The sequence below is a fragment of the Streptomyces mexicanus genome (assembly GCF_902506575.1).
GTDB classification, from domain to species: domain Bacteria; phylum Actinomycetota; class Actinomycetes; order Streptomycetales; family Streptomycetaceae; genus Streptomyces; species Streptomyces mexicanus.
In genome coordinates, this window is record NZ_LR732544.1 from 3,065,001 (window position 1) to 3,077,948 (window position 12,948).

Annotated in this window: 8 protein-coding genes; 5 read left to right on the forward strand and 3 right to left on the reverse strand. The window is 71.8% G+C overall.

Annotated elements, in window-relative coordinates; translation table 11 throughout:
• Positions 1–88: 88 nt before the first annotated feature.
• Positions 89–394: a 4a-hydroxytetrahydrobiopterin dehydratase gene (locus GV126_RS13685; protein WP_159666174.1), complete on the forward strand. Its 306-nt coding sequence runs from the start codon at positions 89–91 to the stop codon at positions 392–394.
• Positions 395–419: 25 nt separating this feature from the next.
• On the forward strand, positions 420–1,163 hold the full coding sequence (locus GV126_RS13690; protein ID WP_159666177.1) for a class I SAM-dependent methyltransferase: 744 nt from the start codon (positions 420–422) through the stop codon (positions 1,161–1,163).
• 80 nt (positions 1,164–1,243) lie between these two features.
• Here the strand turns inward: GV126_RS13690 and GV126_RS13695 are convergent, their stop codons facing one another.
• Complete coding sequence (locus GV126_RS13695) at positions 1,244–4,168, reverse strand: glycoside hydrolase family 48 protein (RefSeq protein ID WP_159666180.1); 2,925 nt, start codon at positions 4,166–4,168, stop codon at positions 1,244–1,246.
• Between the two features lie 566 nt (positions 4,169–4,734).
• Between GV126_RS13695 and GV126_RS13700 the strand changes: the two genes are divergently transcribed.
• The gene (locus tag GV126_RS13700; protein WP_159666183.1) at positions 4,735–6,498 is read left to right on the forward strand and encodes a glycoside hydrolase family 6 protein; all 1,764 of its coding nucleotides are present in this window, start codon (positions 4,735–4,737) and stop codon (positions 6,496–6,498) included.
• An 858-nt stretch (positions 6,499–7,356) separates the two neighbouring features.
• On the opposite strand, the gene GV126_RS13705 is transcribed toward GV126_RS13700, so the two are convergent.
• Complete coding sequence (locus GV126_RS13705; RefSeq protein WP_159666186.1) at positions 7,357–8,682, reverse strand: ABC transporter substrate-binding protein; 1,326 nt, start codon at positions 8,680–8,682, stop codon at positions 7,357–7,359.
• Positions 8,683–9,165: 483 nt separating this feature from the next.
• Between GV126_RS13705 and GV126_RS13710 the strand changes: the two genes are divergently transcribed.
• Positions 9,166–10,209 (forward strand): LacI family DNA-binding transcriptional regulator, encoded by a 1,044-nt coding sequence (locus tag GV126_RS13710; protein WP_159666189.1) that lies wholly within the window; start codon positions 9,166–9,168, stop codon positions 10,207–10,209.
• A gap of 236 nt (positions 10,210–10,445) precedes the next feature.
• Positions 10,446–11,870: a GH1 family beta-glucosidase gene (locus tag GV126_RS13715; protein ID WP_159666192.1), complete on the forward strand. Its 1,425-nt coding sequence runs from the start codon at positions 10,446–10,448 to the stop codon at positions 11,868–11,870.
• Positions 11,871–11,985: 115 nt separating this feature from the next.
• On the opposite strand, the gene GV126_RS13720 is transcribed toward GV126_RS13715, so the two are convergent.
• A partial coding sequence (locus GV126_RS13720; protein ID WP_159666195.1) for a chitinase occupies positions 11,986–12,948 on the reverse strand: 963 nt, incomplete at its 5' end.

Genomic DNA, 12,948 nt, shown 5'->3' on the forward strand with positions numbered 1-12,948 from the left:
TCCCCGCGCCGCTCCTGTGGCAGTCTGAACGTCGTACGGGAGCCGACGAACCGAACGTCGTGCGGGAGCCGACGAAGGGAGCGCGCCGATGGCCGTCGAACCGCTGTCGCAGAAGGAGATCGAGGACCGGCTGGCCGAGCTGCCCGGCTGGTCCCTGAGCGAAGGCCGGCTCACCCGCTCCTTCCGGCTCGGCTCGCACTTCGCGGCGACCGCCATGGTGGTGCACATCGCCCAGGTGCAGGAGGAGCTGAACCACCACTCCGACCTGACCCTCGGCTACAACACGGTCTCGGTGAGCGTGCACACCCACAGCGCGGGCGGCGCCGTCACCGAGAAGGACGTCGAGCTGGCCCGCCGCGTGCAGGAGCTGGCTCCGGGTCATCGGGCGAGCTGAGGCGATCACGCAGGGGGGACGCCGGGTGCTGGACTACGACAAGGAAGCCGAGCAGTACGACGCGTTACGCGGCGGCGAGCCCCGGGCCGCCGCCGCGGCCGCGGCCGTCCTCGGCCTGCTGCCCGAGGACACGCGGGAGGTGCTGGACGTCGGCTGCGGCACCGGCATCGTCACCCGCCGGCTCGCCGCCGCCCGGCCCGCACTGCGGGTGACCGGCGTGGACCGGGCCGCCGGGATGGCGCGGCGGGCCGCCGCCCGCCTGCCCGGCGCCGTCGTCCTCCCCGACAGCCGCCCGCTCCCCTTCCCCGACGGCCGGTTCGACGCCGCCACCACCGTCTGGGTGCTGCACCTGGCGCCCGCCGACGCCCGGGCCGTCGTCGCCGAGTGCGCCCGGGTGCTCCGGCCCGGTGGCGTCTACGTCACGACCGTCGACAAGGCCGCCTCCCACAACGTGGGCAGCGACATCGACGCCGTCCTCGCCGACCGGCCGCCGAGCCCCGCCCGGGACGCCGCCTGCCTCGTCGCCGCGTACGCGGCCGAGCGCGGCCTGCTCCCGGCCGGGCAGGCCCGCTTCCGGGGGGTGGGCCAGGGCCGCAGCCCCCGCCGCACCATCGCAGACCTGCGCCGCGGCTGGTTCGTCACGCTGCCCCCGGGCAGCGCCGCCGCCGAGGACTTCGCCGCCCGTCTGGCGGCCCTGCCCGACCAGGACCGGCCGCGTCCGGACCCGGTGTTCACCCTGCGGGCGTTCCGCAAACCACCCGCCGGCTGAGGCTGGGGGCGCGCACGCCGACCGGGTGGACTCGGGCAGGGGCCGAGTCCACCCGGCGCGCTACGCGGAGCAGCGGGGGCTTATTCGAGGAGCTCCGCGTACGACCCCATGGCCAGGGCGATGTCCGCCTCGGCCCAGAACCGGTGGTACGTGAAGGTCGGGGCGGCCCCGCCCTTGAGGTAGGACTCGATCTTCGACCAGGCCGGGTCGTTCTTGTAGAAGGACCGGATGGAGGAGAAGGTCGACGAGGAGTCGATCCTGTCCCCGTTGGGCATGGTGCCGCTCCAGCCGCTGGGCACGTACACGCTGTCGCCGAAGCGGCTGTAGTCGGTCCGGGTCTCCGGCACCGCGATGCCCAGGGCGTCCTGGTCGTGGTCCCACATGCCGTCCAGCAGCGCCTTGGCGGTCGCCTTGGCCTGCGCGTCACCGGACTTGGCGGCGTAGTACGTCAGCGTCTTGGCGTACGCCGCGGCCACACCGACGTCGTTGGTGTAGTCGGCGACGGTCACGTGCAGGGAGCTGTTGGAGCCGGGCGAGGACGGGTTCCAGGTGTCGGGCTGCCCGGACCACTTCAGGGTGGAGGGGATCCGGAAGGTGCCGTCGGGGTTGAGCGTGGTCTCGGACAGTGCCCACTTCACCCACTTGTCCAGGACGGTCTTCGCCTTGGCGTCCCCGGTCTGCTGGTAGTACTCGGCGACGCGCTCCATCGACCAGGCCTGGAAGCCGAACCACTGGTTGGACGGCGGGTCGTGGTAGACGGGCGCCTCGTCGTAGTACATGCCGTAGAACGTGGGCGTGCCGGCCGGCGGGGTGGCGTAGCGGCCCTGCCAGCTGTTGGTGGCGCCGCCCGCGATGGCCCCCTCGGAGGACTGCAGCCATTGGTAGAACTCCAGTTGCCGCTGCAGCGACTTGCCCCAGTCCGCGGCGCCCGTCGCCGACTTCGGCTTCAGGTCGGCGAAGGAGCTGAGCGCGTAGGCCGCCAGCGGGTTCTGGTAGCCGCCGTGGACGTGGCTGGAGCCGATGCGCCAGGCCCAGCCGGCGCCGGTGTCCGTGGCGCCGCCCCAGGCGTAGTACCAGGAGAGCAGGTAGTGCGAGGCGTCCTTGCCGGTGCCGGCCGGGCAGGTGGACGCCCCCGTGCAGTTGCCGACCTTCTTGAAGTACTTGTCGTACATCGCGTAGCGCAGGTAGTCGCCCATCTTCGCCGCCTTGGCGACGGTGGCCGACACATCGCCGCCCTTGCCCTGCTGCTTGGCCCACACGTCCGCCCAGTACGCGGCCTGCACGGCGCGCGCGTCGGCGTCGGGGGCGTCGGTGTACTTCCACTGCTTGGCGTAGGAGGAGTCACCGGTGAACAGGTCCAGGTAGCCGTTCTTCCCGCCGTACTTGAAGGCGTCGCAGGTCGGCTGCGGCACCGTCTCCCACACGGACTCCTGCGGGCCGCGCTGGAAGGTGTTCAGGTAGGACGGGCCGGTCTGCGTCGGGCCGCCCTCGCAGGTGCCGCCCGGGGTGTCGCCGTAGCCGTAGACGTTGTCGACGTCCTGGATCCAGTGCATGCCGTAGACGTCGTCCGTGCCGTAGGCGGACTTCAGCTCGCCCGCGATCGGGTCGGAGCCCACGGGGACGGACGTGTCCAGCCGGGCCGGGTACTGGTCAGGGGTGTCCTGTTCGGGTGCGTAGGTGGCCGGCTTGGCGGCGTTGTAGAAGGAGTTGGTCGGCTGGTCGGCGTGGGTGGGGATCATGTACTTCTCCATCAGGGCCCACGCGCCGTTGAACTTCGACCAGTCGCCCGTCACCTTGCCGTACATCGCCTGCAGCCACAGCAGGTAGCTGTAGGCCTCCGAGGTCGTCTCGTGCCCGTAGTCGGGCGCCTCCACGATCAGTGTCTCCACCGAGTGGTAGGGGATGCCCTCGGGCGAGAAGTAGCCGTTGGCGGGGTCGGTGATCCTGCCGTACAGGTCCAGGAAGCGGGCGTCGTACGCCTTGGACGCGGCCAGCTCGGTCACGGTCACCGTGGCCTTGGCGTGCCCGGGCGCCGAGGCGGTGAAGGTGGCCGACCCGGTCCCGGAGGAGTCCGCCGTGACGGTCACCTTCTGGGCGGTGTTCCAGGTGGCGGGGGTGAAGGTGAGCGAGGAGCCGCCGGTGACGGACAGGCCCGTGGTGCCGTCCGTGCGGGCGACGCTCACCGTCACGTTCGCGCTCGGCTGCTTCGACAGCTTCACCTCGAAGGTGCCCGACGTGCCCTGCCGGATCCCCAGTTGGGTGGGTGAGGCGACGACCGCGGGGCCGGAGGCGACGGTGATGCCGACCGGTGTGGACTCGGCGGACGCGCCGAGGCTGTCGTAGGCCTTGGCCACCAGGGAATGACTGCCCACGGCCAGATCGGTGGCGGAGAAGGTGTACGGCGCGGTGGTGTCCGTGCCGAGCAGGGTGGTGTCGTCGTAGAACTCGACCTTGGTGACGCTCGCGTCGTCGGCCGCCGCCGCGGTCGCCGCGAGCGGCACCGCCTCGCCCTGCGTATAGGTGGCGCCCGGGGAGGGGCTGGTCAGCACGGTGATCGGTGGCTGGTGGGCGCCGGTGCAGGAGGTGCCGTTGACGGCGAAGTCCGTGGGCGCGGTGTTGGTGCCGCTGTAGGTGAACTGGGCGCCGGTGGTCACGGCGGCGTCGGCGCCGATCGTCGCGTTGTACGCGGCGTTCTTGACGGTGACCGACCGGCCCGACTGCGACCAGCTGCCGTTCCAGCCGTTGGTCAGCTTCTGGTTGCCCGCGTAGGAGTACGTCAGGGTCCAGCCGTTGATCGGGTCGGTGCCGCGGTTGGTGAGGGTCAGCTCCGCGGTGAAGCCGGAGCCCCAGTCGTTGGTGCGGTAGTCCACGCTGCAGCGCACACCGGCCGCGTGGGCGGTGGTCGAACCGGCCGCCAGCATCGTCATGGGCAGGGCCAGGGCCGCCAGGGCGGCGGTCCACAGGCGTCGCGCGAGGCGGCGTCTGTGGCGGTGAGGGGGATGCATGTGCTGGTCCCTCCTTGCGGCTCGGAGATGAGGGTGGGGGGAGCTGAGCAACGAGCAGCGACAAGCCATGACCAGTGGGAGCGCTCCCATAGTGCGGACGTGTCAGGGCACCGTCAAGTCTGTGAAGAGTCGAAAACATTCGCCCCGCTGTGACGGGCGCTGTTGACGGAAAGTGAACCGAAAGTCTGTGACTGCTCTGTTCTTCTCCGTCACTTGGCGCTACCTTCACTCGCACCAGTGGGAGCGATTCCATCAGTCGGCGCGTCCGTCCCGGTGCGCCTGGTCTGCAAGGAGTCGCCCATGCGACACCCCCCGCGTTCACTGCTTTGAGTCGTCGGCGGCGCTTCTCGCCGCGCCGGCGACGGGGCCGGCGAGAGCGCCGCAGCCCCGCGCACGCCCCGCCGGCCGCCCCTGGCCCGTCGGCCGGCCACCGCTGCATCGGCCCGCCGCCGCTCACCGGCCGGGGCGCCACGCCCACGGCGTACGGCACCGGACCGCACCAGAGCCGTGCGTCCCGGACCCGTACGTCCTCACCGAACGTTCCCCCACGGGAGGAAACCCCACTCATGAGCCGCAGCAGAACAGCGATGCTCGCCGCCCTGACCCTGGTGGCCGGCGGCACGAGCATGGCGCTCACCGCCGCGCCCGCCAGCGCGGGCGCCGCCGCACCCGCCTGCACCGTCGACTACAAGGTGCAGAACCAGTGGAACACCGGCTTCACCGCCGCCGTCACCGTCACCAACAACGGTGCCGCCAAGTCCGGTTGGACCCTGAAGTGGACCTACGCCGGCGACCAGAAGGTCACCAGCGGCTGGAACGCCAGGATCACCCAGAGCGGAGCCGCCGTCACCGCCACCAACGAGAGCTACAACGGCTCCCTGGCCACCGGCGCCTCGACGAGCTTCGGCTTCCAGGGCACCTACAGCGGCACCAACGCCGTCCCGGCCGCCTTCACCCTCGACGGCGTCACCTGCAACGTCGACACCGGCGGCGGGGGCGACAACGGCGGTGGTGGCGGCGACAACGGGGGCGGTGGCGGCGACAACGGCGGTGGAGGCGGCACCACCGACCCCAGCGGGCGGGTCGACAACCCGTACGTCGGCGCCAAGGTCTACGTCAACCCCGAGTGGTCGAAGCTGGCCGCGGCGGAGCCGGGCGGCACCCGGGTCTCCAACCAGCCCACCGCGGTCTGGCTCGACCGCATCGCGGCCATCCAGGGCGTCAACGGCGGTATGGGCCTGCGCGCCCACCTCGACGAGGCCCTGAAGCAGAAGGGCTCCGGCGACCTGGTCGTCCAGCTGGTCATCTACGACCTGCCCGGGCGCGACTGCGCCGCCCTCGCCTCCAACGGCGAGCTGGGAGCGAACGACCTCGACAAGTACAAGAGCGACTACATCGACCCCATCGCCTCCATCCTGTCCGACTCCAAGTACGCCGGCCTGCGGATCGCGACGGTCATCGAGCCGGACTCGCTGCCCAACCTGGTCACCAACGCGGGCGGCACCAACACCACCACCGAGGCCTGCACGACCATGAAGGCCAACGGCAACTACGAGAAGGGCGTGAGCTACGCCCTCGACAAGCTCGGCGCGATCCCGAACGTCTACAACTACATCGACGCCGCCCACCACGGCTGGCTCGGCTGGGACACCAACCTCGGCCCCTCCGTCCAGGAGTTCTACAAGGTCGCCACGACCAACGGCGCCAGCGTGAACGACGTGGCCGGCTTCGTCGTCAACACCGCCAACTACAGCCCCACCAAGGAGCCGTACTTCAAGGTCACCGACACCGTGAACGGACAGACGGTGCGCCAGTCCAAGTGGGTGGACTGGAACCAGTACGTGGACGAGCAGTCCTACGCCCAGGCGCTGCGGGACAAGGCTGTCGCGGCCGGCTTCAACTCCGGCATCGGCGTGCTGATCGACACCTCCCGCAACGGCTGGGGCGGCCCCGCCCGGCCGTCCGGTCCCGGCCCGCAGACCAGTGTGGATGCCTACGTCGACGGCAGCCGCATCGACCGGCGCGTCCACGTCGGCAACTGGTGCACCCAGGGCGGGGCGGGTCTCGGTGAACGGCCCACCGCCGCACCGGCCGCCGGGATCGACGCCTACGTGTGGGTGAAGCCGCCGGGGGAGTCCGACGGGTCCAGCCCCGCCGTCTCCAACGACGAGGGCAGGGGCTTCGCCCGGATGTGCGCCCCCACGTCCCGGGGCAACGCCCGCACCGGCAACACCCCCTCGGGTGCGCTGCCGACCGCGCCGCTGGCCGGGCACTGTTTCCCCGCCCAGTCCCAGCAGCTGATGCAGACCGCCTACCCGCCGCTGCCGTAGCACGGTGAGGCGTAGGTGAGGTGATCCGCCGGGGCGGGACCGGGACCGTCCTCCCCCGTCACACCCCCGGGCCGGGCCCCGGCGGATCGCGATCCCGACCACGCGGTGGTCCCCGTCCGGCCGCTGCGGCGCGTACGGCACCGCGGGGCACAGCGGCGGCTGCGCCCCGCGGTGCCGTGTGCCGTGGTGCGGCTGGGCGGCGTGCACCGGGAAGGAGGGGCACAGGCACACGTCACCGGGGGCCGGTGGCGTACGCGGGCGGGCGGGCGGGCGCCCGACAGCGCGAGGGGGGGGAGCGGGGGGGGGAGGCCGAACCCCGTGGTGGGGACCACCCCGGCCGCCGGGGCGGCCCGGAGGGTCGCGGACGGGCAGAATCCCGCCGCCGCGACGGCGGCGTACGACGTCGTTGTCGGGGCGGCTGGTGGGGTGTCCGGGCCGGCCGGCGGGGTGCCGGGACTCGTGGGTCGCGTCCCGGGGCGGCGGACGCCCGGCGCCCGTTGAGCGCCTGCGAGCGGTGGCGGTGCGGTGCGGTGCGACGCGTCGAGCGGGGCGGTACGAGCGCCGCACCGCACCACGATTGCCTCGCGGCCGGCTTCACCGCGTGGGCCGGGCGACCGGGCCGGCCGCGACGGGCCGGATCACCGGACCCGTCACGAGCGACCGGCGACCGGGCCCGGTGGGCACCTGCGGCCGGACCCGGTACGGGACCTGCCGCCGGACCCGTCACTGAGGGCGGCGGCCGGACCCGTCACGGACGACAGCCGGTGGTCCCGGCACGGACGACAGCGGCCGGCCCTGACACGGACGGCAGCGGGCGGACCCGGTGCGGGCGGCCGGTGGGGCCGCCCGCGGCCGGGGTCAGCCGATCGCCTTGTCGATCGTGTCGGTCGCGGCCTTCCAGGCGTCGTCGGGCTTGGTGCCCCGCTGCTCCATGTTGTTGATCTGCTTGCCGATGGTGTCCTTGATGATGCCGTCCTTCGGGCCGAGCACCGCCTCGGGGATGGACTTGGCCTCGTCGGCGTAGATCTGGCCGATCGGCGCGTTGTTGAAGTACGGGAGCTTGGCGTTCTTCACGCTCGCCAGCTCATAGGCGCCCTTGTTGGACGGGAACACACCGATCGCCTTGAAGACCTCGGCCTGCTGCTCGGGCGAGGTCAGCCACTTGACCAGCTCCGTGGCCTCCTTGACGTGCTTGCCGCTCTTGGGCACGGACAGGAAGGAACCGCCCCAGTTGGCCGCGCTGGTGCCCGGCGCCCGGGTGATGTCCCACTTCCCCTTGAAGGAGTCACCGGAGTAGACCTGGATCTGCGCCGCCATCCAGGCCGGGCACACCATGCTCGCTATGGTGCCCTTGCGCAGGTCCGCCTGCCACGGCTGGTCGAACTGGTGCACGCCCTGGCTCAGCTTCTTCTGCGCGACCTCGGCGGCCAGGTTCCAGCCCTGCTTGACGGACGGGCTGTCCTTGTAGACCGGCTTGCCACTGGCGTCGTAGTACTGCTGCGCGTTGGAGCTGACGACCGCGTTGAACATGGCGCTCGCCGAGTCCATGAAGTAGGTGCCCGCGGGCGCCTTCTTCTTGTACTGCTCACCGAGCTTGATGTAGTCCTCCCAGCCGCCCGCGACCGCCTTGGCGACGGCCTCGCGGTCGCTGGGCAGGCCCGCCTTCTCGAACAGGTCCCGGCGGTAGCACAGCGACATCGGGCCGATGTCGGTGCCGGCGCCGATGACCGTGCCGTCCTTGGCGGTGGCCTGCTTCTCCTTCCAGGACACCCAGTCGTTGACGTCGATGGTCTTGCTCAGGTCGACGAACTTCGACGCCTGGGTGTCGACGACCTCCTTGATCCGGCCGACCTCGATGCCCTGGACGTCCGCCAGGCCGCTGTTGGAGTTCAGCTGCTGAAGGAACTTCGGGTAGTAGTCCTCCTCGTTGGCGGTGGTCTGCTCCTTCACCGTGATGTTCGGGTGCAGCTGGTGGTACTTGTCGAACAGCTTGGCCTCCTTGTAGCCGAACTGTCCGTAGTCGGCCACCGTGAGGGTGATGTTCCCGTTGGAGTCCGAGGTGTTCGAGTCGCCGTCGTCGTCACTGCTGCAGCCTGTCAGCAGCAACGCCGAGGCCGTCAGGACCGTCGTGGCCACGGCCACGGCCCTGCGGCCGTGACCGCCGCCGGTACGGGTGATGCGCATTCCACTACTCCTTGTTCCAGTGGGGAACGGGACCTCAGGAATCAGACCGTCGGCGTCCGACGGTCCGGACCTGCCCTCTCGGTTCGAGCAGCGGCCAGACCCACAGCACGCGGCGTGCGGTGAAAAGGTGCTGGTCAACGGTGTGCCATGCGAGGTAGAGGGAAGGGCCATGGGTGCTTGGGCCACACGGGCCCGACCCCCGGGTCACCCCGTGGGACCGCTCCCACGCGGCATGCCGGAAGACTCCTTCCTGCCGGGCCAGGTGTCAAGACTTGAAAACGGCGTTGTTGCCCAAGCGTGTTCCGTACGTCACGTGAACGTGTCACGCGAGCGCGCCGTAACTCCCCCGTATCGGCCGGGATTCACGCAGGTCACGAAGGTGATCATGGGCGGGAGCGGGCCGGTGGGCACGCGACCCGGCGGGCGGCGGGATTTTCTGGGCCAGAATGATGCCGCCCGCACGGACACGCCGGAAGGTGAACGATGACCCCCGCCGAACCCCTCCCCACCACCGCGGACACCCGGCGCCCGACCCTCAACGCCGTGGCCGCCCGCGCCGGGGTCGGCCGCGGCACGGTCTCCCGGGTGATCAACGGATCCCCCAAGGTCAGCCCCCGTTCCCGGGCGGCGGTGGAGCGGGCCATCGCCGAACTGGGCTACGTCCCCAACCGCGCCGCGCGCTCCCTGGTGACCCGCCGCACCGACTCGGTGGCCCTGGTCGTCCCCGAGGCGGAGTCCCGGCTGTTCGCCGAGCCCTACTTCTCGGGGATCATCCGGGGCGTGTCCGCCGGACTCGCGGATTCCGGGATGCAGTTGCTGCTCGTCCTGGCGCGGGACGAGAAGGAGTACGAGCGGCTCGCCGAGTACCTGTCGGCGCAACGCGTGGACGGCGTGCTGATGATGTCGGTGCACAGCGAGGACACGCTGCCCGACCGGCTGCGGGAGCTGGCCGTGCCGACCGTGCTGGCCGGCCGGCGCAGCCTGCGCGAGCCGCTCGGGCACGTCCGCGCCGACAACCGGGGCGGCGCCCGCGGCGCGGTCCAGTACCTGCTCGGCCGCGGCCGCCGCGCCATCGGCACCATCACCGGACCGCTGCACATGGAGGCCGCGCGGGACCGCCTCGACGGCTACCGCGAGGCCCTGCGCGACGCGCGCGCCGCCGCCGGGGAGGAACTCGTCGCGCACGGTGACTTCACGGAGGCGAGCGGCCGGGCGGCGATGCGGGAACTGCTGCGCCGGTGCCCCCACTTGGACGCCGTCTTCGCGGCTTCGGACGTGATGGCCTCGGGCGCCGTCTTCGAACTGCGGGCCGCGGGGCTGCGCGTGCCGGACGACGTCGCCGTCGTCGGCTTCGACGACTCGATCGTCGCCCGGCACGTCGACCCGCCGCTGACCAGCGTCCGCCAGCCGCTGGAGGAGATGGGCCGCACCATGGCGAGCCTCCTGCTCGACGAGATCACCGAGCCGGGCGCCGGCCACCGCGAGGTCGTCCTGCCCACGGAACTGGTCGTCCGCGCGTCGGCCTGAGCGCGGGCGAGGCCCGACCCGGGCAATCACGCGACCCGGCCCGGGCATCACGCAACCTGACCCGTGCATCACGCGACCCGACCCGGGCATCACGCAACCTGACCCGTGCATCACGCGACCCGACCCGGGCGCTCGTCCTCCCCCACGCGACACGTTTCGGCGAAGTCCCGTCCCGATTAGGCCATGGGAGCGCTCCCATGCATAATGGCCTCCACCCGACCCGTGGGAGCGATTCCATGCCCGAGTCCAAGACCGTCGCCTTTCCCCGTGACTTCCTGTGGGGCGCGGCGACCTCCGCGTACCAGATCGAGGGCGCCGTCGCGGAGGACGGCCGTACCCCTTCCATCTGGGACACCTTCAGTCACACGCCGGGCAGGATCGCCGGCGGCGACACCGGTGACATCGCTGTCGACCACTACCACCGCTACCGCGACGACGTGGCCCTGATGGCCCGGCTGGGCCTGAACGCCTACCGCTTCTCCGTCTCCTGGCCGCGCGTGCAGCCCACCGGCCGGGGCCCGGCCGCCCAGGCGGGGCTGGACTTCTACCGCCGGCTGGTGGACGAGCTGCTCGCCCACGGCATCAAGCCCGCCCTCACCCTCTACCACTGGGACCTGCCCCAGGAGCTGGAGGACGCGGGAGGCTGGCCCGAGCGGGAGACGGCGCTGCGGTTCGCGGAGTACGCGCAGCTCGTCGGCGAGGCGTTCGGCGACCGCGTGCAGCAGTGGATCACGCTCAACGAGCCGTGGTGCAGCGCCTTCCTCGGCTACGGCTCCGGGGTGCACGCCCCCGGCCGTACCGACCCGCTCGCCGCCCTGCGCGCGGCCCACCACCTGAACCTGGCGCACGGCCTGGGTGTGCAGGCGCTGCGCTCGGTGCTGCCGGCCGGCTCCTCCATCGGCGTCAGCCTCAACTCGCAGGTCGTCCGCCCGCTCTCGCAGGACCCGGCCGATCTCGCGGCGGCGCGCCGGATCGACGACCTGGCCTGCGGGGTCTTCCACGGTCCGATGCTGCACGGCGCGTACCCGGAGACGCTGCTGGAGGCGACGCGTTCGGTCACGGACTGGAGCCATGTCCTGGACGGCGATCTGCGGGCCATCGCGCAGCCGCTGGACGCGCTGGGCCTGAACTACTACACGCCGGCCCTGGTGTCGTCCCCGGCCACGCAGCCGCAGGGGCCGCGCGCCGACGGGCACGGGGACAGCCCGTACTCGCCGTGGCCCGGCTCGGAGGACGTGGCGTTCCATCAGACGCCCGGCGACCGCACGGAGATGGGCTGGACCATCGACCCGGGCGGCCTGTACGAGCTGATCATGCGGTACAGCCGGGAGGCTCCGGGGGTCCCGCTGTACATCACCGAGAACGGCGCGGCCTACCCGGACAAGGTCGACGACGACGGTCGCGTCCACGACCCCGAGCGCATCGCCTACCTGCACAGCCACCTGTCGGCGGTGCACCGGGCCGTCGCCGACGGGGCCGAGGTGCGCGGCTACTACCTGTGGTCCCTGATGGACAACTTCGAATGGGCCTACGGCTACGCCAAGCGGTTCGGCGCCGTCTACGTCGACTACGCCACGCTCGCCCGGATCCCGAAGTCCAGCGCCCACTGGTACGGCAAGGCGGCCCGCACCGGGCAGCTGCCCCCGGTGGACGCCGTCTGACGGGCGTCCTCGCAGGCACCGCGGGGGACCTCACGGACCGACCGGCGGGGGATGGGCGGGGCGCGGCACGCGGGAGCATCGCAGGGGAGTGCCGCGCCCCACGGGGCCGGGGGCGTCAGCGGGAGGCGGCGAAGGCCTTGCTGAACGCGTACGGGTCCTGGGCGATGGAGCTGCACGTCGGGTCGGCGGAGTTCTTCGCGCCGCCCGGGCACTGCTTGTCGCGGGTGGCCGACCACATGGACAGCCAGCCCAGGCCCTTGGACCGGGCGAAGGAGACCAGCTGGGTGGCGTCGTCGACCGTGAACACCTCGGAGGAGACGTCGTTGACGCCGATCATCGGGGTGACGGCGACGGCCTTCCAGGCGGCGCTGTCGGACAGTCCGAGGACGCCCTTGACCTGGGCCTGGGTGGCGGTGGCCGCCTGCTCGGCGTAGGTGCCCATGTCGCCGTTGTAGGAGGCGCCGTAGTCCATCGCCATGACGTTGACGGCAGAGATCTTCACGCCGTTGGACTTGGCGTTCGACAGCAGGTTCACCCCGTCCTGGGTCAGGCCCTCGGGCATGACGGGCAGGGTGAAGGAGACGTCCAGGCCCGGGTGCTGCTGCTGGAGTTCTGCGATGGCCTGGGCGCGGCGGGTGTTGGCGGCCGTGTTCGGCAGCGCGCCGCCCTCGACGTCGAAGTCGACCTTGGTGAGCTTGAACTGGTCGACGGCCTTGCCGTAGGCGGCGGCCAGCGCGTCGGCGGAGGTGCAGGTGGTGGCCAGCTCCGAGCCGGTGGCGCCGCCGAAGGAGACCCGTACGTCGCCGCCCTTGGCGCGCAGCGCGCCGATCTGGGCGGCCACGGCGTCGCTCGCGAGGTCGGTGACGCCGCCCCACTTCGGGGTGCAGCCGCCGCCGTCGGTGATAAAGGCGAGGTTGTAGTTCTTCACGCCCGTCGCGTCCGCGCTCGCCACCAGGTCGAAGGCCGGGTAGAGGGAGGTGTCGACGTAGGGGGCGAAGCCTGCGGCGGCGGTCGTGCCGGTCCCGGTGCCGGTGCTCTGGGAGGGCGTGGGCGTCGGGGTCGCGGACTTGGTGGGGGT